Source organism: Micromonospora sp. NBC_01412 (assembly GCF_045040215.1).
GTDB lineage: Bacteria > Actinomycetota > Actinomycetes > Mycobacteriales > Micromonosporaceae > Micromonospora > Micromonospora rubida.
The window spans coordinates 2,278,899-2,299,569 of the sequence record NZ_CP109528.1 but is presented as its reverse complement, the minus strand read 5'-3'; the positions used below and the strand labels follow the sequence as shown (position 1 = coordinate 2,299,569).

Here is a 20,671-nt window from a genome sequence, read left to right as displayed (position 1 = left end):
GGGATTCATCGAAGACCCCCACCAAGCTTGGTGACTTGTCTGCCAAGTGCTGCCTACCTTGTAATCCCAACTTGGCAGACATGCCAACAACTTGGAGGTTGAGCGATGGCTCTGCGTGGCGGTACGAGGTTCGCCGTGCGTTGTGAGGACGTGTTCCCGGCGGGGTGCGCGTTGGTGCCCGAGTCCCTGGGTGAGGTGGAGGACTACGACGAGAAGACCGGTCGGCGGTCGCCGGCGAAGGACAAGCTGACCGGCCAGCGGGTGTGGCAGGTCCGGGTGATGGACCTTGACCCCGAGCTGGGGAAGCGGTCGCGGGAGACGACGGTGAAGATCTCGGCTGACTACCAGCCGGTTCCGCCGACGGGCACCCCGTTCGAGGCGGTGGAGTTCGAGGGCATGACGGTCACGCCGTACGTGTCGAACAACGGCCGGATGGCGTACTCGCTGCGGGCGACCGGGATGCGCGCCCCGGCGGGCGTAGCCAACAAGGCGGCGGCGTAGCCGCATCAGGTGGGGGCGGGGCTGTCAGGTCTTGGCGGACGGCAGCCCCGCCCTCTGTCTCTTCCCCCTGCTCTGACGAGAGAGGTAGTGACGTGTCCAAGCGTAGACGTTCGCCTGCCCCGGCCCAGCCTCGGTGCAACGTATGTCAGTCCCGATTCGACCCGGCGACCGGCGCCGACGGCCGGTGTGACGGCTGCGTCGGTCAGCTGGTCCTTCCGTTCCCTCCGGTCCGGGACTCCTCGGGCCGGTTCGTGTCGCTGCGGGGTGCGCGATGATGCGCCGGCCGCGCGGCGAGGTGCTCATGACAACCGCCGGGGATCTGATGGTGATCCGGCCCAAGCGGATCACGCTGCCGCGGTGGTTGGTCGTCCTCGCCCTGGTGCTGCGCTGGCTGGCCCGGGGCTGCTGGTGGTGCCTGCGCCACCCGGTCACCGTCGCCCTGGCCGTGCTCGCCGTCGTCCTCTACGCCGACCACGGCTGGCCGGGCCTGGTCGTGCCACTCGTCCTGGCGTCGGCGGTGTCGGCCGTGTGGCGGTGGCGCCACGAGGCGTCCTGGTGGCGGTGGTGCGCCGGGCCGCTGCTCGGCCGGTTCCGGCAGGTCTTCGTGTACCGGCGGGCGTGGCACGAGGCGATGACCCTGTGCGGCCTCGCCGAGACGTACGACCATCGTCCCGTCCTGCCCGAACTGCTACGCGTGCGCTCGGATCAGGCCCTCGACGTGCTGACCATCCGCATGGTCCGGGGACAGACCCCGACCGACTTCCAGAAGGTCACGGCGAACCTCGCGTACGCCTTCGGCCGGCGGCACGCCCGCGTCTACTCCGAGCGGCCCGACGACCCGCCGACCCGTACCGGCTACTGGGCCTTGCTGCTCGGCCTGGTCGACCGGATCCGGTTCCGCGACCGGCCGACCATGGTCTACCTGGTGCTCGTCCGCACCGATGCCCTGCGGCCGGTCGTGGCACCGTTCGACGCCCCGCCCGTCCCCGACCTCACCGCCCTGCCCCTGGCGCGGCGGGAAGACCTGGGCACCTGGTCCCTGCACCTGCTCGCCACTCACGTTCTCATCGGCGGGGCTACCCGGTCCGGTAAGGGCTCGGTGCTCTGGTCGCTGGTGCGCTCGCTGGCCGGCGGCATCACCTCCGGCCTGGTCCAGCTCTGGGTGATCGACCCCAAGGGCGGGATGGAGTTTGCCATGGGCCGGCCGATGTTCGCCCGGTTCGCCTGCAAGTCGTTCGAGGCCATGGCCGACCTCCTCGACGAGGCCGTGACGGTCATGCGGGAACGTCAGGCCCGGCTCGCCGGAACGGTCCGCGTCCACACCCCGACCGAGGCTGACCCCCTGGTCGTGGTCGTCATCGACGAGATGGCCGCGCTCACCGCGTACCTGCAAGACATCGACCTGCGCAAGCGCATCGCCGGCCCGCTCGGGCTGCTGCTGTCGCAGGGTGCCGGCGTCGGCGTCCTGGTGGTGGCCGCGTTGCAGGACCCGCGCAAGGAGGTGCTGCCGTTCCGGGACCTGTTCCCGACCCGCATCGCGCTCGGGCTGACTGAGGCGTCTCAGGTCGACATGGTCCTCGGCGACGGCGCCCGCAACCGGGGTGCCCTCGCCGACCAGATGCCCCGATGGGCCAAGGGCGTGGGCTACGTGATCCTCGACGGCACCCCGGAACCCATGCGGGTCCGCTTCTCGTACGTCACCGACGACCACATCCGCGACCTCGCCCAGCAGTACCCGGCCCCGGCCGACGCGGCGGACATCCTCGCCCAGGTCGGCCGCGAGTCGACCCCGGAACCGGTCCGCCGGCCACTGCCCCGGCCGCATCGCGGGCCACTGCTGCCCGACGCGCTGCGCGACATCCTCGACGCCGACGGGGGCGAGCCGCGGTGACCACCCCGACCTTCTACCGGCTCCGCGCCCCCGCCACCGACGGAACGAGCAGCACGGCTGTCTCAGTGCGCGTCGACCCCGACCGGCCTGACCCGTACCCGGTCTATCTCGCCGTCGGCGGTGGCCGGCGCCGCATGTCCCTGACCCCCGACGAGGCGTGGGCGCTGTGGCGCTGCCTCTCCGAAGCCGTCGCCGCCCTCGGCACCCCGCCCGACTACATCCGCACCGACATCCGACCGGCCCGGAGGTAACCACCATGAACCCCCTCACCCGCCTCATCAACCGGCTCCGGCGTCCGCTGCGCATCCGCCTCGTCGGCCCCGCCGACCAGGCCGCCGCCGCCCTGCACGGCCTGGCGCACATGGTCAACCGCCGACCCGACATGGCTGACCGGCGCATCCGCATCGACCTGACCATCCGCGAGAAGCCGTTGCAGGAGTGGCGATGACCGAGCGCACCGAATCAGCCGTACGCCTGGTGATCCTGCTCGCCATCGGCATGATGGCCGGCGCCGCTGCCTTCACCCACGTCCACGACCTGTCCGTAGCCCACGGCCAACCGAACTGGATCGGCTGGGCCAACGCCGTCGCCGTCGAACTGATGGCCATCTACCTCGGCCTGGAACTCCGCGCCCGCCGCCGTGCACGTCGCCCGGTCGGCCTGGTCGCCTCGCTCCTCGTCGCGTTCCCGCTGCTGTCGCTCGCCGCCCAGGTCGCCGAAGCGGAACCCTCGGTGTGGGGCTGGACCGTCGCGGCCGTGCCCTCCCTGGCGTTCCTCGCCCTGGTGAAGGTCGTCCTGTCCAACACTCCCGCCGTGCCGTCGGCGGCTCCCGAACCGGACCAACCCCCGACCGACCGGCACGAGGTGCCCGAACAGGCCATCACCCACCACCCCGAACCCGAGCGTCCGGCTGACCCCGTGCCGCCGGCGGTCCCGGCTCCGGCTGTCGTCCCCGCCCCGGCGGTGGTGCTGCCTCCGCGTGGCGTCATCCACTCGAACCGGCCGCACGTCGTCGGGATCATCCGATGACCGCTCCGACCCTGCCCGGCCTCGAACCCGCCCCGACCCCGGCTGCTGCTCCTCGGCCGGGGTCGCGGGCGGCCCGCATGGCGCTCCCTCGCTCGGTCGACGTACTCAAGGAGATCGCCGCCGAGTACGGCGTCTGCGTCCGCCCGCTCGCCATGCGCCGCACGGATCTCGACACCGGCCTGACCGAGGTCATCGACCTGCCCTGCGGCGCCACCCGGGAGGACAAGTGCGCGCCGTGCGCCAAGAAGAACCGCCGGCTGCGGCAGGCACAGATCCGCGAGGGCTGGCACCGCGATGACGAGCCGCTACCCGGCCCGGAACCTGCGACCGAGGCGCAGAAGTCGCTGATTCTGTTCCGGGCACACCTGGAGTTCTCCCGCGACGAGGCGGTACGAGCGAGCCAGTGGGACCAGGTCGCCGACCTCGACGAGGCCATCCGCGAGATCGAGGAAGCCATCGCTGCCGAGGGTCTGCGCGGTCGCGTCGGACCTCCCCACGCGGGCGTCAACGAGGACCAGGGCGACGAGGACACCGGCCGCCGGCGCAAGCGTTCCACGAAGCGGCGCCAGGATGCCCCCGAGCTGCCCCGGCGCAAGGTCGAGCGGCGCACCGTGGGCAAGACCTACACCGCCTCGGACGGCTCCACCTACCGGCCGTCGATGTGGCTCACGCTCACCCTCGACTCGTACGGCCCGGTCCGCCCCGACGGCACCCCGGTCAACCCCGACCGGTACGACTACCGCCGCGCGGCCTGGGACGCAGTCCACTTCCCCCGGCTCCTGGACCGTTTCTGGCAGAACCTGCGCCGCTGCGAGGGCTGGAACGTCCAGTACGCCGGCTGCGTCGAGCCGCAACGCCGACTCGCCCCACACGCGCACTTCGCCATCCGGGGCACCATCCCCCGCGACACCCTGCGCACCGTGGCGGCGGCCACCTACCACCAGGTCTGGTGGCCGAGCGTGGACGTCCAGCGGTACACCGCCGACCGACCCCCGGTCTGGGACGCAGACGCCTCCGCATGGGTCGACCCGGACACCCGCCACCCGCTGACCACCTGGACGGAAGCCCTCGACGCCCTCGACGACAACCCGGACGCCGAACCGGTGCACGTCGCCCGCTTCGGCGCCCAGGTCGACGCGCGCGGCGTCATGCCCGGCACCGCCGACGCCGAGCGAACCATCCGGTACGTCACGAAGTACATCACCAAGCACACCGGTGACTGCCACAAAGCGACCACCGACCGGCAGCGCAAGCACCTCGACCGGCTCTGGCACGCACTGCGGCTCACCCCGTGCACCGACCGGTGCGCCAACTGGCTGCTCTACGGCGTCCAGCCGAAGAAGGCACACGCCAGGCTCAAACCGGGCCGGTGCAAGGGCAAGGTCCACCAGCGGGACACCCTCGGCATCGGCGGCCGGCGCATCCTCGTCTCTCGCGACTGGTCCGGCAGGACCCTCGCCGACCACAAGCACGACGCCCGCGCCTGGGTCCGCGCACTGCTCGGCACGACCACCGACGGCGCCCAGCTCGTCGACGACCAGGGCGACACACCCGAGCGGGTCCGGCACGCCTGGGAACTCGCCCGACCCGACGACCCCGACGTGGGACCGCTGACCCACCGGCTCATGCGGTCGATCAGCGAACGCGCCCGCTGGCGCTCCGAACTACTCGCCGCCAAGGACCGGGCCGCCCAGGGACCGCCCGACCTTTCGGCAACTCAGCACAACGCACCGCAGCACCACGGGGAGGGATCACGTTGAACGAGGAGCTGTTGACCGTGCCGGAAGTGCTCGCCGAGCTGCGCGTACCGCGCTCGACCTGGTTCTACTGGCGGCAGACCGGCAAGGGACCACGGGTCATCAAGCTCCCGAACGGGCAACTGCGGGTCCGCCGGTCGGCGCTGGGCCGATGGCTCGGTGACCTGGAGCAGGACGCCGCGTGAAGAGCTACGAGGTCCAGATCTGGGAGATCGGCAAGCGCGCCGACCGGAAGGCTCGGCCCTGGCGGGTCCGCTGGGCGGTGAGCAACCAGCGCTTCGAGGACATGTTCCGTACCAAGGCCCTGGCGCTGTTTCTGAGAACTAGTTCTGGCCCCACTGCGGCAACTTCTTCTGGCTCCACCGTTGATCATCTGGCAACTTGTTCTGGCCCCACCTGGGCCGGTTCTGGGATCGTCGGGTGGGTGGGCCGGCTGCGCGGATTCCAACTTCTTCTGGCCCCATCCGGGGGTCGTCAGGCCGTGGTGACGGCCGGTGGATTCCAACTTGTTTTGGCCCCACCTGGACCGGCCGGGCGTCGTCAGGGTCGCCGGGGCGAGGCCGTAGCATCGTCGGCGAACCGGGCCGGCCCGGTCTGCGCCCCCGACAGGTGCGGATCGGCGGGCCCGGCTTCTTTGTGTCCGGAAACGCGGACCGGGGGCAACGCCGTGTGGCGTCGCCCCCGGTTGGCATGGTCCGGTCGGGCTAGTGCCGCGTCAGGCAACGTTTGCGACGTTCGTCGTTTACCCTGAGCCGGCGATAGGGTGGCGTGGCACCGTGCATCGAAGTCGAGCGTTATGGGCGCCGTCCGGTTGCGAACCTGAACGCCCCGAGCGCCGAATCGGTCGCGCGCTCGGTCTGCGGTCTGGTTCGCATCACGAGGTGTTGAGTAGGTGCGATCGGGGCGCCGATGAGAAATGGCGCCGGCAGTCGTCTAAATATGGACCGGTGAACGCGGGGCGCGCATCAAGGGAGAGCAACGAGATGAGACCACTTCGATACTCGATCAACGTCACGCTCGATGGCTGCTGCCATCACGAGGCAGGGCTCCCGCCGGACGAGGAGTCGATGCGCCACTGGACCGCTGAGATGGAACGAGCCGATGCCCTGCTGTTCGGCCGGGTGACCTACGAGATGATGGAGTCGGCGTGGCGGAAGCCGGCCACGGGCACGTGGCCTGACTGGATGAATGAGTGGCAGATCCCGTTCGCCGAGACCATCGACCGGGCGAAGAAGTACGTCGTGTCGAGCACGCTGAGCGGGGTCGATTGGAATGCCGAGCTGGTGCGAGGCGACTTGGGGCAAGCGGTTCAGCGGCTCAAGCAGGAGCCAGGCGAGGGCCTGTGGGTGGGCGGCGTGACGCTCCCCCTGGCGTTGGCAGATCTGGGACTGATCGACGAGTACGAGTTCCTTGTGCAGCCGGTCCTTGCCGGACACGGGCCGACGTTGCTCGCCGGTCTGCGCGAGCGCATCCAGCTCGAGCTCGTGGACCGCCATGCGTTCCGGTCGGGGGCGATCGCCCTGCGATACCGACCCACGCGAGTTCCGGCTTGACGTGATTTGTCCTGGCACGTTGGCCGCTGCCTCGCGACGGAACGACGGCTCGGGTCGCGTTGCCCCGCGCTGGCCGTGCCCCCGAACGCGCGGACATATCGACAGGGGACATCGCCCCGAGGTGCCGGTAGCGGACAGGGCAAACGTTGCCTGACGTGGCACTAGCTGCTGCGGCGGTTCTTCTTGGCCGTGAGCAGCCGATACGAGTCGCTGCCGGTCTCGATGATGTGAGCGTTGTAGGTGAGCCGGTCGACGATCGCAGTGCAGAGTCGCGGGTCGGTGAAGGTCTTGCGCCACTCGGAGAATGGAGCGTTCGAGGCGACCGCGATGGCGCGGCGTTCCTCGCGGTCGGTGAAGATCTGGAACAGCAGCTTCGCGCCGGCCTTGTCCAGGTCGAGGTAGCCGAACTCGTCCAGGCAGAGCAGGTCGCAGCGTCCGTAACGGGCGATGACCTTGGTCAGTTGCCGGTCGTCGGCGGCCTCGGCCAGTTCGTTGACCAGGTTCGCCGCGGTGGTGTAGCGGACCTTCATGCCGGCCTCGGCGATCGCGGTGCCGATGCCGATGAGCAGGTGCGATTTGCCGGTGCCGGAGTCACCGATGAGGCAGAGCGGCTGCCCGGCGACGACCCAGGCCGGATGGCAGAGGGTGTTGACCTGCTCGGCGGAGATGTTCGGGTTGGCCTGGTAGTCGAAGTCCTCGATGCGTTTGGGGCGGGAGAAGTTCGCCTCGCGGACCAGGCGCAGCTTGCGGCGTTCGTCGCGATGAGCGACCTCGCCGCCGAGCAGGTCGGCCAGGAACTGCTTGTAGGTCGACCGCTCGCGCAGGGCGTGCTCGACGGCCTCGTCGTAGCCGTCGCGGATAGTCGGCAGGTGCAGGGTGCGGGCGGCCTGCTCGATCGCGGCGTCGACGGGGTCCATGCCCGGGGCGATGAAGCGTTCCCTGACAGCACGAGTCTGCGCCGGCGCGGGCGGCCGGGCCGCGTCCGTGGAGGGTGCGGGTGGCCTGGCTGCGGCGGTGCCGGTGGCGGGACTCATGCGGTGCCTTTCGAGGTTCGGTATGTCAGCAGCTGGTCATAGACGGCCACTGAGGGCGGGGGCGGGTGTCTTCCGGGATAGGGGTGCGCCGGGTGGGCAACGTGATCACGGTGGCCCCGCCGACATCGAGGTCACCGCCGTCGTCGGGCGCGGGGTTGAGGTCCGCCTCGGCCACGTCTTCGTCGGTGAGCAGCACCTCGGGCTCGACCGCCCGGTCGGCCTTGCGGGCCTCGATGGCGACCAGTTCGGGGCTGCTGGAGCCGGCCTGAAGGGCTGCGGTGATCCCGGCCAGGACCGCCTCGTGTGACATCCGCCGGTGCAGCAGCAACACCTCGATCAGCGCCCGGCTGCCCGCGGCGTCGCCGTGCGCGGTGCGCGCGGCGGCCCAGAACGCGTCGTGGGTGGCGGTGAACGTCCCCGCCTCACGGGCTTGCGCCAACCCCGTCGAGCCGGCCAGAGCGCCGGGGCGGACGAGCAGGACCTCCAGGTAGTGATCCAACTCGTCGCGGTAGTGGTAGCGGCGCGTCAGCCTAGGGTGCCGGGCCACGATCCGGTTGCGGTCGAAGACCAGCAGCTCGTTGGCGCGCAGGCTCACCCGGACCTGCCGGCCGATGAACCGCGCCGGGACCGAGTAGTAGCTCTGCCGCACCACGATGCGCGAGTCGCGGCGGACCGTGGGCGTGAGGGTGATGCCGCAGTCGAACTCGTCGTCGGGCAGCGGCGCGAGCAGGTCCTGCTCGGTGGCGAAGTCGAACCCGATGCTCGTCGGGCGGCCGTGCACGTGCCGGTTGTCCTCTGCCTTGTCGATCGCGGCGATGCGTTCGTTGAGCTCGTCGAGGGTTTCGACCTCGGGTACCGGGACGAGGTGGGTGCGCCGGAACCGGCCGCCTTCGTGTTCAACGCCGCCCTTCTCGTGGGCGCCTTCCTGGCCGGGCATGCAGTAGAACGCGTCGAAGCCGTAGTGCGAGCGGAACGTCGTCCACATCTGCGACTCGACGCGGGTGCGCCCGAAGCAGACCCGGTTGACCGCCGGCTTGAGGTTGTCGTATCGGATGTGTCGGGTCGGGACACCGCCGAAAACCTGGAACGCCTCGACGTGGCCCTGCATGAACGCCTCCTGGCTCTCCGAGACGTAGACGCGGTGCACCGCCTTACCCGAATACGACAGCCGCAGCGTGAACAGGTGGCACTGCACCGGCTCGCCCGCCAGGCGCACCCACACGTCGGCGAAGTCGACCTCGGCCTCCGCGCCCGGCTCGTGGACCTGCGGGACCGTGCCTTCCAGATGGACCCGGCCCTCGCGGGCCTCGGCCAGGATCTGCGGGCGGCGCTGGTTGACGTAGTTGCAGATCGTGGAGTAGCTGGCCAGGTTGAAGTCGTACTCGACCTGCAACCGGTCGTAAATCCGCTGCATCGTGTGGCGCTGCTTGCGTGGGGCGCTCAGGTCCTCGCGCAGCATCGCGTCGATCCAGCCCATCGCCGGCTCCAGAATCAACACCCTGGTCTTGGCCGGTTTCTTGCGAGGTGGCGGCGCGGCCGCCTCCAACGCCGCCCGCACAGTGCGGCGGTGCACCCCGTACCGGCGCGCGAGTTCGCGCATGGAGACTTCCGGCTCCAACCGGCGATCTCGACGAATCCGTTCGAACAACTCGACACGCGACAACACCAACGGCCTCCCGACAAAACCGACGGTGCAGAGTCCCCCCCGCCGATCGACGCCCGGCATTCCCGCCGCCCCGGCGTGTCGCATCAGGACAGTCAGCCAGTGGTGGGGCCAAAACAAGTTGTCCAACCCCGTTCGGTCCTTACCCACACATCGACGACCGTGTGGAGCCAAAACAAGTTGCCAGACCACCACCCAGACGCCGGGTGGCACCAGATCAACTTGCCCCAGTGGGGCCAAAACTACCTGCCGGAATCATGGCGCACTCGTTCCGCGCCGAGCTGGTCCAGGCGGCGAACGCGGGGGAGCCCTTCGACCCGGCCACCGGCCGCCCGGTCTCCGACGCGAGAACCAAGAACCCCACCACCTGGTACGCGCACAGCCGCGCGTACGTCGAGATGAAGTGGCCCCGGGCGGCGGCCAAGACCCGGCGGTCGATCGTCGAGGCGCTGACCTCGATCACGGTGACCCTGACCCGGCCGGCGAAGCGGGGCCGACCGGATGACGCCCTGCTGCGTGAGGCGCTGTACCTCTACGGCCTCAACCCGCGCCGCTGGTCCGACGAGATCCCGGCCGACCACGCGGCGGCCCTCGCCTGGCTGGAAACCGCGTCGCTGCTGGTGGTCGAGCTGGATTCGCCCGCGATGGTCCGCCGGCTTCTCGACAGCCTCTGCGTACGCCTCGACGGCAAGCCGGCGGCGGCCTCGACCGTCCAGCGCAAGCGGGCCACCTTCTACAACGCCCTCGGGTACGCCGTCGAGCTGGAGCTGATCGCCTCCAACCCGGTCGACCGCGTCCAGTGGACCGCCCCCGAAGTCGCCCAGTCCATCGACCGGCGCGTGGTGGCGAACCCGGCCCAGGTCGCCACGCTGCTGGAGGCGGTGAAATCTCTCGGCAAACGGGCCGACAAGGTGACGGCTTTCTTCGGCTGCCTCTACTACGCGGGCATGCGGCCCTCGGAAGCGGCGGACCTGCGGCGAGAGGACTGCGACCTACCCGGGCACTGCCTCGGCTGCGGGACAGACTTCGACGACCTGGCGGCGGTCAAGCCTTCGGGATCGTGTGACCACGAGAAGGTCGAACATCGTTGGGGCCGCCTGGTGCTCGCCGGCACCTCGCCACGCGCCGGGTCGCACTGGACCGATGACGGCGGCTCCCACGAGCGGCGCGGCCTCAAGCACCGGGGCCGGCAAGAGACCCGGACCGTCCCGATCCCGCCCCGGCTCGTCGAGCTGCTCTGCGCACACGTCGACAACCACGGGGTCGGTCCGGACGGTCGGTTCTTCCGGGGCCTACACGGCGGGCCGCTCTCCGAGTCGGTCTACGACCGGTGGTGGAAACTCGCCCGCGAGAAGGCGCTGACCGAATCGCAGGCCGCCTCGCCGCTCGCCCGCCGTCCCTACGACCTGCGGCATGCGGCGGCGTCGCTCTGGCTGAATGCCGGCGTCCCGCCGACCGAGGTCGCCCGGCGCCTGGGCCACGGCGTCGCCGTCCTGCTCCGCGTCTACGCCAACTGCATCGACGGCGGAGACGACACCATGAACGACAAGATCGGCGATGCGCTCGGATGAACGTCTGTGGTTCAGCTGCTCTCGGCTGCGTTGCCTACCAAGCGCCGAGCTTCGCCGATGACTTCCGCGTCGATGTCCGCGGTCGCGGTGCTGGTGTACGGCTGCCCGTCGTGGACGGCGTCTGCGTATTCGTAGGCGTTGTCCAGGGCGATCAGCTCGTCTGCCAGGGGAGTGCCATCCCAGCTGATGAATTTGTATGCCCATTCTGTGAGATCGCGAGGCGTGATGGTCTGTGCGAGCAATCGTCGGGCCATGATCCGGACGGCTTCCTCTTCGCCCTCTCGGCTGCCCTCGCGGTAGTAGGTCAGGGAAAGCTCCACGAGTGCACCTTCGAGCCAACGGCGCAACTCCTCATTCTCGCTGCCTCGGGCTGGCGAGACGCCTGCCAGGATTCGAAGGGTTGGACTGTCTACGCCTGCAACGAGGCAGTCACAGGCTGCCTGGATTACGTCGGCCGCCGTACTCGGTCCGACGCTCCAGAGGATGGCGGCGTCTTGGAGGCGGGTGAGGGCATCCTCGCTGTGCATCGGTACATGGTCCGCTGCCGAGCCGGCGCTGTCTCCGAGATATCCGCCTGCCGAATGGATGTGCCCGGCGGTCCGCCGACCGAGGTCGCCCGGCGCCTGGGCCACGGCGTTGCCGTCCTGCTCCGCATCTACGCCAACTGCATCGACGGGGGAGACGACACCATGAACGACAAGATCGGCGACGCCCTCGGATGAGGGCCCGAGTACAGAGGAGGCTTTGTCGTCCGTGCGTCGCCGACCCAAGGTGCCTTGACCAATTGCGGGACACTCGTAACCATGTGGCAACTGACGGTGGCTGGCTGGGCGCTGAGAGGCGTGGGTCAAGGGGGCGGTACACATTGAAGGCTGATCTCGCCATCAGGCGGGTGCCGCCCACGCCTCGTCCGTCAGGCCCGCGGACCGCTCAAGCGCGTTCATCCCGCAGTCGTGCGGCGTTGGTGGCGCTCATGCTCCTAGCCTTGGCGCTCGCTGGCTGCGATCCAGAAACCAAGGGCAAGGTTCGCTACAAGCCTCCGCTGCTGCCGGTAGCGCTGACGCTCGGGCCCGATGGCGTGGCTGTCGAGGGCGAAACGAGCTTCGTTACTCCCATCGGCGAGTTCTCGATCGGCGCCGAGTACTCCCTCCCGCCGCGAGACGGAAGCACGATCTATGTCCTGCTTCGCGACCGCAAGAAGGGCAAGACCGGGTTCGACAAGGTGTTCAGGGTCCAAGCTGGCCGTGAGCAGCTCACGGTGGTCGTGAACGGGACGACCACGATCCAGGTGAAGGACGGGCAAGTCCTGATCGACATCACCGACGGCGCGGTGAAGAAGATCCAGTTCAAGCGAGTGGATCAAGCCACGGTGAAGGAGGGCGGCGATTCGTTCTGGGCCAAGACCGGCGCGAAGTGGGATCAGGGCTGGGAGTCTTCGATCTACAAACCCTTCGTGTTGACGCGCTGGGCCTATGACGATTCCACCATCGACAAGTGGTGTGGTCTGGGGTTCGTCTGGTTCCTGCTGCGTCTGGCGCTCACGCTTGTGCTGCTGCTCGTAGACCTGGTGTTGAGCTCGATCTTCTTGATCGCGCAGATCGCCTACCTGATCTTCGGCGCCACGGGTCGGAACGTCGTCTGGGGGATCGCCATCCTGGTGGTGATCATTACGGGATTCCGCTGGCTGTTTGTGTGACTTGGACGTTGTGGGCGTGGGCAGATGGTGGGCGGCTGACCAGCCGTCACCTCTCTGGAGGATAGAAACAGCAGCTCAACGGGGGTGACCGAAGCAAGATCGCGGACGCCCTGTAAATCCGTCGCGAAAGCTTCGAAGGTTCGAATCCTTCACCCGCCACCAGGTGCAAGAACGGCCCTGTGACCAGCGGAAACGCTGACCACGGGGCCGTTCTCGTTGATCTAGCCGAGTCCAGTGCGGTCTAGCCGTCTACGAGCCTCCACGGGAACATGGCGGGAACGCTGATCATGGTCGGGCGTCCGTCCGTGGACTCGGGTGAGCTTGATCAAGTTAGCTCAAGATCACTAGGGTGCTCGGCGTGAAGCGGGAAGCACCCTCGAAGCGCTGGCCCTGGGTTCTTCTGTCCTTCGTCGTTCTGGCGTGCACGGGTGCGCTGGCCGTTCCTGCGGCGTGGGCGGTGAGAGCCCAGGTGGAGGCGGAACGGGGGGAGCAGGCCCCGGATGCTGCGGTAGCCGTCTATCTGCTGCGGCTGAGTAGCGGGGATGATGGCGGGCTTCGTCGAGTGCTTGCCGCCGACCGCCGCGATGATCTGGTAGGCCAGTGGCGCGCGTACCGGGTAGAGATGTCAAGATCGGCAAACCCGCCGAGCAAGCTGGAATCAGGTCCGTTGCAGGTCGACCACGTCCGAGGTGGTGTCGTCCTGGTCGTCACTGAGGTTCATGCGGTCTGGTGGCAAGATCGGGTGTCGCTGGTGGGTAGTCGGCACCCTTGGCGCTTCGAGGTCCGAAAAGACTACGGCGGGTGGCGGGTCTGGACGGTTGAGGCTCCGGCTTGGTGCGGTGGCTACATCCGTACTAGTCACTGCTGAGCGGACGCCAACCCCCGACCGTCCGGCGTCTGTTTAGTGGGCCTTGACGAACGTGCCCTTCCCGGGCACCACGTAGACCAGGCCCTCGGCGACCAACACCCGAACCGTGTGCAGGATGGTGCCGCGGGCCAGGCCGTATTCCTGCTGGAGTCGGGCCACGCTCGGGATTGGCCGGTTGGGCAGCAGGTCTCCGCGCTCGATCTGCTCGCGCAGGATCGCGGCCAACTGCTGGTAGACCGGCACCGGTCCTTCGGGGTCGATCACGTCTCGACGGTATGCGGGCAGGGACGGCACTGGTCAGTCTTGGTAGACCATGGACCACCATGAACCGGTTGGGATATGGTGCGGCTATCCCGCTGTGCTGGTCGTAGAGGACCCGAACTCGCCCTGGCACGGCGGTACCCCTGCCTCGGCCGGGCTCCTTCGAACCGGCCGGGGCAGGGCCACCGCAGGGAGGAAGATCGTGTCTCCTGACGCACGGGCCATGGCCCACCTTCGGTCCCCGACGCCGGGTGAAGAGCTGCTGATCAGCCGAGAGGCGTCGGTGCAGTTCGCGAGACAGCCGGCCTTCATCTTTCGAGTGATCTCGGTGTGCCCGAAACCCAACTACCCGGGCTGGGTGTGGGTCACCGGCTACCAACTCGACGGCCAGGGCCACGCCGTCGCTAAGCGAGAGATCTACGTACGACTGGCGGGTCTCCAGCGCGTCCGCCGCTCTGATGGGTACCCGGGGTCGGACTCGGCTCTCGTGTCACGGCCCGGCACCCGGCGGACACCGCCACAGCAGCGCTCTTGACCTGACCGGGACCGGCTACGCAGTCGGCTCCTGGCCGATCACCCCGACCACGGCGGCCCTCGCCCCTTCCCAGGTGCAGGGTTTGACCTGACCTGGACTTCGGTGGGAGCTGGCGCGGGGGGTCGCCTCCTCGGCAACCGCGGGCACCGCCCCCATGCTCGGGGCTTGCCGGATCTCCACTACACGTCATCCTCGGAGCCAGACTCCGGCGGCGTCCGTTCTAGGAGTAGGTAGGACAGCCCGGGCTCGTTATATAGATGCCAATTGATAGACGAACTGTCCCGCGCCTTCCGCCGGATGGGCTTGCCGGCCGCGTCAATCCACTATGGGAAGTTCAACTTCAGCTGATCCCGGCCGCGGGCATCCGTGCGATAGCGTGTGGCCCCATGGGATTCGTGGACCTGGTCTTGGCCGTCGTGGCCGCCGCGTCCAACCTGGCCGTCGCCGCCGTGCTGCTCGCCAGGAGCCGTGGCGGCACGGCGGTGCCCCGGATCTTCGGCCGTCCGCAGCCCTTGCCGCGCCTGCGGGCCGCGATGCACGCCTGCCTGGGGCTGGGGCTGGGCGTGGGCTGGCTCGTCAAGGACGTCTTTCCGCCCCGCTCCACGGGCGATACGGTGCTGTTCAGCGTGATAATGATTCTGCTGGTGGCTGGCCTCGTGACCGCCCTGCTCTACGTCTTCCAGTACGCGCGGCTCATCCGTAAGAAGGCCGCCCGCTAGTGCGGTGGCCGCTAGGGCGGGGCGATTGCTGCCGCGCTGCTACGGCCTGCCACCGGGTAGCGAGGCTCTGATCGAAGTGCCATTAGCTAGCGCCGGGGTACCCCGATGGGCTTGTCCGATCGGCCGCCCTCGCGGTAGCTGTCGCGGTCGGCGTTCGGGAGCTGCGCGCACTCCGGCATCTCGGGTGCCCCGCCTCCGGCGGCTGCGGCTGTCACCCGCTCCTCTTGGTACGCCGTGCGCCGGGGCGTGACCGGCCGGAGGCCGCACGCGCGCCCCGGCGCGGGCACGGCGGCGGGCCGCAGGCCCGCCCTTGATGTCGCCGCCGGAAGATGGACCAGGCGATGACGTCGGCGATGCGTCGGGCGGGTTCGGGTCAGGGCCGTTTAGTCAAGGTATTCCAGGGACTTGACGGGGCCGTGACTAAGGGACGTCTCGTAACTCGGTGTCGGGTCCATGGTGGATCATGTCGTGGTGCAGGTGATCACAGCAGTCCGCCCGGAGTGGATCTTCCCGTTCACCGGGCTGCAGCCCGCCCAGTTTTGCAGGCTGGTCAGGCTGGTCGCCGAACGCGGCGGGGACGCGATCGTTGACGGGCGGCCGGGACGGCAGTGGTCACTCGACCTCGCCGACCGGGTGCTACTGGTCGCGACCTACTGGCGCACCAACCTGACCATGCGACAGATCGGACCACTGTTCGGGGTGTCGCACTCCGCCGCCCATCGGGTCATCGACACCCTCGGCCCCCTGCTCGCCCTGGCCCCGGTACGCCGACGTCGGGTCGACCAGATCGCGATCGTCGACGGCACCCTGATCCCGACCCGGGACCACCGGCTGGCCGCACAGAGCAAGAACTACCGCTACAGCACGAACCTGCAGGTCGCCATCGACGCCCACACCCGCCTCGTCGTCGCCCTCGGCGACCCGCAGCCGGGCAACCGCAACGACACCATCGTCTACCGCACCAGCGGCATCGACCAGAAACTGGCCGGACGGCCGGTCATGGCCGACGGCGCCTACCGCGGCAACCCCGAGGTGATCATCCCGTACCGCAAACCCGCCGACGGCAGTGAACTACCCGGCTGGAAGGCCGACCTGAACAAGCAACACCGCAGGGTCCGGGCGCAGGTCGAACACGCCCTGGCCCGCATGAAGACCTTCAAGATCCTGCGCGACTACCGGCGTGCCGCCCACACATTGACCTACACCGCTTCCGGCATCGCCCACCTCCACAACATCATCCTGCTCGGGTGACGCCGCCACCGTTGACCGGCAACGCCTTCACCGAGTTACGAGACATCCTTTAGGCGGCCACGTTGAGAAAGAACTTTTCGTGATCGCCACCCGGGGCGCCGAACTGGCAGTTGACTACCCCACCGCCACCGTTGGTGGAGGCCGTCACCCCGAAGCCGACCAGGCGCAGAAACGAATTCGGAAACAACGTCGACTCGAAGGAGAACGAGCCACCTGCCTGCGGGAGAAGCTTGAACGTCTCGTGGGTACCCACGTGGACCTGGCAGTTGACGGTCCCACCGCCCGGCCCCCCGGGGATCTGCGGCAACTCGGCGGCGTCCATGCGCAGATACACGTTCGAAAAGGTCGCCGACGCGAAGGCGAACGAGCCGTCGGCCTGCGGGAGAACCTTGAACTTCTCGTAGGGTCCCGCGCCAAATTGACAGTTGACGATCCCACTGCCAGACCCGTTCCAGGTCGTCACCCCGGTGCCGTCCATGCGCAGATACACGTTCGGAAAGGTCGTCGACAGGATCGTGATCGGTGCTTTTCCGGGCGCCGCGAGGTCCGCCACTGACAACGGCATGAGAGGTCCTCTCCTTCTTCGGGAATTCTCACTCACGATAGTCGGATCGTCACGGAGAGATAAACCTTGGCGTTTGGCGAAGGGCGAACGTAACGACGATGGTGGACGGATGCGACAATACCGAAATGCAACACCATGCCGGGATTCTCCCGAGCGGCGAGGACTGGCGGTGCCGGTTGGCCAAAGCCGAGAGCGAGCGCGATCAGCGTCGCGTCTTTTCCACCAGTAGTTCTGGTCACGCCGAATCCGCCAACTAATTAGTGCGGTTGGCGCTGACGCTCGACCGCTGTTGACCTGTGGGCGAGTCGATGCCGAGCAACGGTCGGCTACAATAAACGGCAAACCCGCTCGGCCTGGGAACCGGATAGGGCTAATGCTGGTCCATCTTCCGGCGGCGACATCAAGCCGCCGCCAAGACCAGCTACTACCAAAGACAGAAACTCACAGAGCCCTAAAACGGATCTCCTGCTGGAGTATTAGCCGTGCTGGCGGGTGACGGGCGTTGCGTTATGAGTGATCTATAAGCCGCTCGATGGCATTAGCCGCTTCACTGACTGACACAGCCTCGGTGTCGATCCGCATGTCTGCGACCGGCAGGCGAAGTGTTTGCTTGACAGCCGCAAAGCGTTGGTCTTCGTCCCCGGTGCCGCGCGACCGGATGCGGCTGGCGAGTATAGCTGGCCGGGCGTATAGCTCGATTACAGTCCAGTTCGCCTCGGTGCCGTCGGCTATAGCTTCAATCGCCTCGATCTGGCCAAGGTGCACGACTGGCACTCGGCCTGACTCCCATAGCTGCTCAAGCCCGAAGCGATCAACGAAGTAGGTTGCGCCGTATCGAGTGTTCTCCCACAAGATCGCCCCCGGTTCATGCCGTAACTTATCTGCTTGATCTGGGCTGATCGTCCGATAGCCGGCCGTCCTCCCGGGCCCACACTTTAGCCGCTTGAAGTGCACGAATCGCGGGTATCGGCCGACTATTTCAGCGGTGATTGTGTCTTTTCCGGTTGCGGGAGCGCCGTAGAGGATTACACCTTGCCTCACAGTGCAACCACCTTGCCGAGCAGCTCTTTCGCTTGCTCCTGAAGCGGCCTCGCGCCAGCGGAGTTATCGACTCGGGCATGCGGCACCTTCGGCGCGAACGCGAGGTCAAGTAGACCGACGTACTCGTTCCATGCCGAGTGGATGTGCCCGATGGCCGGCCCAGCTCCCATTGGGCGAGAATGTTCGAGTGATCTTCACCGCGGTGTTCGCCTTCGTGGTGCTGTCGGTGTTGGGCCTGGCCGCAGCTCTCGCGGTGGTGTACCTGGCGGCCTGGCTCGGGCGGTCGGTGAGACGTGGGGTCGCCTCTCTTCCGCGCGGGATGAAGTCACTGCTGGTCGAGCCGCCGGCGGGAGCGGCCTTCAGCGACTCTCGGGACGTGTGGCCCATGCCGGAGGAGGACTGAGAGACTGCGATGTCGTGAAGCTCAGCTGACCGGGGGTCCAAGTGACGGAGTTGAAGACCCTCAACGGACGCTCGGTCCCGCGGCGTCAGGCGCTGCCACCGGTGCTAGCGGGCGTGGCCCTGGGAGTGACAGCGTTCAGTGTCGACCTTGCGCCGGAAGCCGTGGGCAGGTTCCTCGTGCCGGCCGTCAGCTCAGGATTCGCCTGGGGTGTGGTGGCCCTCGCCGTTAGCTACTTCGCTGCGACCTTCAGATCTGCTCTCGTCGCCGGGGTCGGCACACTCGTTCTGGCAACCCTGATCTACTACGGCCTCGTCGTCTCGCTGAGTCGGCGGTGGTACCACGGATCCAGCAGTTCGGGTCCGGAGGGGGCGGTGTCACTCGACGGACTCATCTCCGTCGCGCGTGCGTCGGCTTTCTGGCTGGTCGGCGCGTTGTTCGGCGGATTGGTCCTGGGCTGCCTCGCGAACGTCGTCAGGGTCGGCTCGGCCCGTAACGCCAGTGTTGCTCTCGGCGTCGCGTTCGGGTTACTCACCGGGGAAGCCGCCTACGCAATCTTTCACGTCCTGTTCATCTGGGTCGGTCCCGTGGATTCCTTCGTCTGGGCCCGGGTCGGGTCGGCGGCGGTGCAGTTCCTTCTTGCTGCGGCGGCCGCGCTCGTGGCGTTTCGGCGTCGCCGACAGTTGGTTTCATTGTGGGTCTTGCTGATGACCGCCACGGTGTCGACCGTGGCGAACGTCGCGATCTGGCATCTCATCGAGGTGGTTCGGACGACGCTGTAGCGCGCAAAGTGATGGACACAATCGACCGTCCGGGGCAGCGGGTCCGCTTGGGGCGATGACCGGCGTGTTGTCCACTGCGGCTGGACCTATGCGGTCCGGGGGAGCAGGCCGATCAGCAGGTCGCCCAGGTCCTCGGCGATGGCGTGCCACTTGTCCCACGTCAGGTGGCCGCTGAGTTCGAGGTTGGTGACGCCGTGCGCGGTGGTGACCAGCAGTGCACCGTACTGCTGCGCCTGTGCCGGGCCCACCACCCCGGCGACGATCTCGACGAACAGGTCGTGGGCGCGCTGGGCCGTGTGTACCGCCGCTGTCGGGTCGGCCGCCGGAGTGGCGAACATCAGCCGGTACAGGTGAGGGTGGGACCGGCCGGTCTCGACCGGGGACACCAGGCGCGACGCGGTGCGTGTTCCGCCGGCAAGCCGGCGGCGGCGAGCTCCGCCAGCGGGTCGCCGACGTCGTGCGCCGCAACCTCCGACCGCACTACCCGCCGACGATGCCCTCATGAGGTGAGCCACCCAGTCATGGGCGAAGCCTCGCCCAAACACACGTGATCTTGCAGTTGTGGCTCCGACGAATGGGGCGTAAAGCCACGAATCAAGGGCCCCAGGTGCAAGATCGCGGAGCTGGAGGGCGGGCGTGGGTTGGGAGGGCGGGTCAGCCGTTCTTGACCTGGGCGAGCTGCACGAGGAGTTGGACCACGTCGTACGCCTCGGCGACGTCCCGGCCCGTGAAGGTGACAGTCCGCGCGCCGGCGGCGCGCTCGACGCCCGGGATCAGCGTCGCCATGTCGACGGCGGAAGGGCTGTACAGATCCACCTCCAGTGCCACCGGACCGCTGATCGACAGGGGCGGCACCTGCGCCCGTCGCCCCATCGCGGTGGCCGCACCGTGCCGGAGCCGGTCGCGCGCGACCGCCGGATGCAGCACCTCGGCGGTGAGCTGGCCCAGCGCCCGCTTCACCGGGACGGTCGACGCGTCGGGCACCAGCTCCAGCAGTTCGGCACAGGCGGCTTCATCGCCGCTGAGCAGCACGACCGGGGCGCCGTGCTGACCGGCCAGGGCGACGTTGAGACCGATCTCGCCGACCTCCCGCCCGTTGAGCCGCACCCCGAGGACGGCGTCGCTGATCGTGTGGGCGAGCACGGCGGGGCCGGTGCCGGCCCGGGCGTGGTAGCCGACGAACAGCACGGCATCGACGTCGTCGGCGAGCCCCGCCAGCATGCCCCGCGGGCGGGGTCTGCCGCGGATCAGCCGCACCCGCCGGTCGAGATCCTCTAGCAGGAGGTTGCGGAAGGGGCCGTGCGCGTCGACCACCACGACCTCCGCCGACGGCTCCGCCTCCAGCACCCCGGCGACGACGGCGTTGACGTCGGCCGTCATCAGCGCTCGGCCACGCTCGTAGTCGTACCGGTCGGGGTTGGTCTCCGTGGGATGGACGATGCCGGAGATGCCCTCCATGTCGGCCGAGATCAATGCCTTCGCCATCGGCCCACCCTAACGCGATCCGCCGTCCCGCTCGGGCTCCGCAGGTCGGGCGGACGAGGGAGGATGGGC

The 20,671-nt window shown here is 68.4% G+C and carries 22 protein-coding genes and 2 pseudogenes; 17 read left to right on the top strand and 7 right to left on the bottom strand.

Features of this window, described 5'->3' with window-relative positions; genetic code table 11:
- The first annotated feature begins 105 nt into the window (after positions 1-105).
- The 8 genes from OG617_RS10395 (at position 106) to OG617_RS10360 (ending at position 6,731) form a co-directional block, all read left to right on the top strand.
- Positions 106-501 carry a transcriptional regulator gene (locus tag OG617_RS10395; protein ID WP_405100768.1) on the top strand — a complete coding sequence of 132 codons (396 nt, stop codon included), beginning with the start codon at positions 106-108 and terminating at the stop codon, positions 499-501.
- 274 nt (positions 502-775) lie between these two features.
- Entirely contained in the window at positions 776-2,392 is a 1,617-nt protein-coding gene (locus tag OG617_RS10390; protein ID WP_405100766.1) for an FtsK/SpoIIIE domain-containing protein, read from the top strand.
- Positions 2,389-2,643, top strand: coding sequence for a hypothetical protein (locus OG617_RS10385; RefSeq protein WP_405100764.1), 255 nt, complete (start codon positions 2,389-2,391; stop codon positions 2,641-2,643). Before OG617_RS10390 ends, OG617_RS10385 begins: the two co-directional genes overlap by 4 nt.
- A gap of 5 nt (positions 2,644-2,648) precedes the next feature.
- Positions 2,649-2,840: a hypothetical protein gene (locus OG617_RS10380; RefSeq protein WP_405100762.1), complete on the top strand. Its 192-nt coding sequence runs from the start codon at positions 2,649-2,651 to the stop codon at positions 2,838-2,840.
- Positions 2,837-3,421 carry a DUF2637 domain-containing protein gene (locus tag OG617_RS10375; protein WP_405100760.1) on the top strand — a complete coding sequence of 195 codons (585 nt, stop codon included), beginning with the start codon at positions 2,837-2,839 and terminating at the stop codon, positions 3,419-3,421. The genes OG617_RS10380 and OG617_RS10375 overlap by 4 nt, the downstream gene beginning before the upstream one ends.
- Positions 3,418-5,181, top strand: coding sequence for a replication initiator (locus OG617_RS10370; protein ID WP_405100758.1), 1,764 nt, complete (start codon positions 3,418-3,420; stop codon positions 5,179-5,181). The genes OG617_RS10375 and OG617_RS10370 overlap by 4 nt, the downstream gene beginning before the upstream one ends.
- Positions 5,178-5,363 carry an AlpA family transcriptional regulator gene (locus OG617_RS10365; protein WP_030329852.1) on the top strand — a complete coding sequence of 62 codons (186 nt, stop codon included), beginning with the start codon at positions 5,178-5,180 and terminating at the stop codon, positions 5,361-5,363. Before OG617_RS10370 ends, OG617_RS10365 begins: the two co-directional genes overlap by 4 nt.
- 798 nt (positions 5,364-6,161) lie before the next feature.
- Positions 6,162-6,731, top strand: a complete 570-nt coding sequence (locus tag OG617_RS10360; RefSeq protein WP_405100755.1) for a dihydrofolate reductase family protein — start codon at positions 6,162-6,164, stop codon at positions 6,729-6,731.
- A 161-nt stretch (positions 6,732-6,892) separates the two neighbouring features.
- On the opposite strand, the gene istB is transcribed toward OG617_RS10360, so the two are convergent.
- Positions 6,893-7,765 (bottom strand): IS21-like element helper ATPase IstB, encoded by an 873-nt coding sequence (istB, locus tag OG617_RS10355; RefSeq protein ID WP_405100753.1) that lies wholly within the window; start codon positions 7,763-7,765, stop codon positions 6,893-6,895.
- Positions 7,762-9,431: pseudogene (gene istA, locus OG617_RS10350) on the bottom strand (IS21 family transposase). Before istA ends, istB begins: the two are co-directional and overlap by 4 nt.
- A 254-nt stretch (positions 9,432-9,685) precedes the next feature.
- Here istA and OG617_RS10345 point away from each other — a divergent pair.
- Positions 9,686-10,999, top strand: a complete 1,314-nt coding sequence (locus OG617_RS10345; protein WP_405100751.1) for a tyrosine-type recombinase/integrase — start codon at positions 9,686-9,688, stop codon at positions 10,997-10,999.
- Positions 11,000-11,010: 11 nt separating this feature from the next.
- Here OG617_RS10345 and OG617_RS10340 read toward each other — a convergent pair whose 3' ends face one another.
- Positions 11,011-11,319 (bottom strand): hypothetical protein, encoded by a 309-nt coding sequence (locus OG617_RS10340; protein WP_405100749.1) that lies wholly within the window; start codon positions 11,317-11,319, stop codon positions 11,011-11,013.
- Positions 11,320-11,580: 261 nt separating this feature from the next.
- On the opposite strand from OG617_RS10340, the gene OG617_RS10335 reads away from it, so the two are divergent.
- From OG617_RS10335 to OG617_RS10325, 3 genes are all read left to right on the top strand, one after another.
- A complete protein-coding gene (locus OG617_RS10335; protein WP_405100747.1) occupies positions 11,581-11,721 on the top strand; it encodes a hypothetical protein in 141 nt (46 codons plus the stop codon).
- Positions 11,722-11,984: 263 nt separating this feature from the next.
- Positions 11,985-12,695, top strand: a complete 711-nt coding sequence (locus tag OG617_RS10330) for a hypothetical protein (protein WP_405100745.1) — start codon at positions 11,985-11,987, stop codon at positions 12,693-12,695.
- Between the two features lie 358 nt (positions 12,696-13,053).
- Positions 13,054-13,563 (top strand): hypothetical protein, encoded by a 510-nt coding sequence (locus OG617_RS10325; protein WP_405100743.1) that lies wholly within the window; start codon positions 13,054-13,056, stop codon positions 13,561-13,563.
- Positions 13,564-13,596: 33 nt separating this feature from the next.
- On the opposite strand, the gene OG617_RS10320 is transcribed toward OG617_RS10325, so the two are convergent.
- Positions 13,597-13,827 carry a GntR family transcriptional regulator gene (locus OG617_RS10320; protein ID WP_405100741.1) on the bottom strand — a complete coding sequence of 77 codons (231 nt, stop codon included), beginning with the start codon at positions 13,825-13,827 and terminating at the stop codon, positions 13,597-13,599.
- Positions 13,828-14,047: 220 nt separating this feature from the next.
- On the opposite strand from OG617_RS10320, the pseudogene OG617_RS10315 reads away from it, so the two are divergent.
- From OG617_RS10315 to OG617_RS10305, 3 genes and pseudogenes are all read left to right on the top strand, one after another.
- Positions 14,048-14,299, top strand: a pseudogene (locus OG617_RS10315) (hypothetical protein); the annotation flags it as partial.
- A gap of 446 nt (positions 14,300-14,745) precedes the next feature.
- Positions 14,746-15,078 (top strand): hypothetical protein, encoded by a 333-nt coding sequence (locus tag OG617_RS10310; protein ID WP_405100739.1) that lies wholly within the window; start codon positions 14,746-14,748, stop codon positions 15,076-15,078.
- A gap of 471 nt (positions 15,079-15,549) precedes the next feature.
- Positions 15,550-16,329 (top strand): transposase family protein, encoded by a 780-nt coding sequence (locus OG617_RS10305; RefSeq protein WP_405103608.1) that lies wholly within the window; start codon positions 15,550-15,552, stop codon positions 16,327-16,329.
- A 49-nt stretch (positions 16,330-16,378) separates the two neighbouring features.
- On the opposite strand, the gene OG617_RS10300 is transcribed toward OG617_RS10305, so the two are convergent.
- The gene (locus OG617_RS10300) at positions 16,379-16,894 is read right to left on the bottom strand and encodes a fascin domain-containing protein (RefSeq protein WP_405100737.1); all 516 of its coding nucleotides are present in this window, start codon (positions 16,892-16,894) and stop codon (positions 16,379-16,381) included.
- A gap of 1,228 nt (positions 16,895-18,122) precedes the next feature.
- Between OG617_RS10300 and OG617_RS10295 the strand changes: the two genes are divergently transcribed.
- Positions 18,123-18,338: a hypothetical protein gene (locus tag OG617_RS10295; RefSeq protein WP_405100735.1), complete on the top strand. Its 216-nt coding sequence runs from the start codon at positions 18,123-18,125 to the stop codon at positions 18,336-18,338.
- 41 nt (positions 18,339-18,379) lie between these two features.
- A complete protein-coding gene (locus tag OG617_RS10290; protein ID WP_405100733.1) occupies positions 18,380-19,117 on the top strand; it encodes a hypothetical protein in 738 nt (245 codons plus the stop codon).
- 86 nt (positions 19,118-19,203) lie between these two features.
- On the opposite strand, the gene OG617_RS10285 is transcribed toward OG617_RS10290, so the two are convergent.
- Together OG617_RS10285 and OG617_RS10280 are read right to left on the bottom strand one after the other, a co-directional pair.
- Complete coding sequence (locus tag OG617_RS10285) at positions 19,204-19,503, bottom strand: TetR-like C-terminal domain-containing protein (protein WP_405100731.1); 300 nt, start codon at positions 19,501-19,503, stop codon at positions 19,204-19,206.
- Positions 19,504-19,771: 268 nt separating this feature from the next.
- On the bottom strand, positions 19,772-20,602 hold the full coding sequence (locus OG617_RS10280) for a M55 family metallopeptidase (protein WP_396677192.1): 831 nt from the start codon (positions 20,600-20,602) through the stop codon (positions 19,772-19,774).
- Positions 20,603-20,671 lie beyond the last annotated feature (69 nt).

Coding starts and splice junctions, on each gene's coding strand:
- OG617_RS10395 (WP_405100768.1), top strand. CDS start 106: ATGGCTCTGCGTGGCGGTACGAGGTTCGCCGTGCGTTGTGAGGACGTG.
- OG617_RS10390 (WP_405100766.1), top strand. CDS start 776: ATGCGCCGGCCGCGCGGCGAGGTGCTCATGACAACCGCCGGGGATCTG.
- OG617_RS10380 (WP_405100762.1), top strand. CDS start 2,649: ATGAACCCCCTCACCCGCCTCATCAACCGGCTCCGGCGTCCGCTGCGC.
- OG617_RS10375 (WP_405100760.1), top strand. CDS start 2,837: ATGACCGAGCGCACCGAATCAGCCGTACGCCTGGTGATCCTGCTCGCC.
- OG617_RS10370 (WP_405100758.1), top strand. CDS start 3,418: ATGACCGCTCCGACCCTGCCCGGCCTCGAACCCGCCCCGACCCCGGCT.
- OG617_RS10360 (WP_405100755.1), top strand. CDS start 6,162: ATGAGACCACTTCGATACTCGATCAACGTCACGCTCGATGGCTGCTGC.
- istB (WP_405100753.1), bottom strand. CDS start 7,765: ATGAGTCCCGCCACCGGCACCGCCGCAGCCAGGCCACCCGCACCCTCC.
- OG617_RS10345 (WP_405100751.1), top strand. CDS start 9,686: ATGGCGCACTCGTTCCGCGCCGAGCTGGTCCAGGCGGCGAACGCGGGG.
- OG617_RS10335 (WP_405100747.1), top strand. CDS start 11,581: ATGGATGTGCCCGGCGGTCCGCCGACCGAGGTCGCCCGGCGCCTGGGC.
- OG617_RS10310 (WP_405100739.1), top strand. CDS start 14,746: ATGGGATTCGTGGACCTGGTCTTGGCCGTCGTGGCCGCCGCGTCCAAC.
- OG617_RS10300 (WP_405100737.1), bottom strand. CDS start 16,894: ATGCCGTTGTCAGTGGCGGACCTCGCGGCGCCCGGAAAAGCACCGATC.
- OG617_RS10280 (WP_396677192.1), bottom strand. CDS start 20,602: ATGGCGAAGGCATTGATCTCGGCCGACATGGAGGGCATCTCCGGCATC.